Annotated in this window: 1 protein-coding gene; it reads left to right on the forward strand. The window is 49.6% G+C overall.

Going from position 1 to position 347, the window contains the following annotated elements:
• A partial coding sequence (locus MWU84_RS24480) for a hypothetical protein (protein ID WP_246906632.1) occupies positions 1–312 on the forward strand: 312 nt, incomplete at its 5' end.
• Positions 313–347 lie beyond the last annotated feature (35 nt).

Below are 347 nucleotides of genomic sequence, written 5' to 3' on the forward strand. Positions count from 1 at the left end.
GGCTTTGAACAAAAACCGATAAAGAATCCCTTGTACGACAATCGGTTGACTGTATTTTTAGAGGAGAAAAAGCAGATACCGGAGCGTTACAAAGAGCACACCTTTAAGGCCAGTGGCTTTATGGAGCCCAGGGTCATCGATGATTATCCGATCCGCAGCAATCTGGTCAGCTTGAGCCTCAAGCGCAGGCGCTGGGATGTCCTGGTGGATGGAAAGTGGACCAAGACCAGCCGTGATTGGGATGATTTTATTGCACAGGGGACCCGCATGTCAAAGGAGTTCGCTGCTTTTTTAAAAGAGATCAACGGATAATACGGCCCTGAGCGGCCAACAACTGGGGTCTCTCT

Origin of the sequence: Arenibacter sp. F20364 (assembly GCF_023015905.1) — a bacterium.
GTDB lineage: Bacteria > Bacteroidota > Bacteroidia > Flavobacteriales > Flavobacteriaceae > Arenibacter.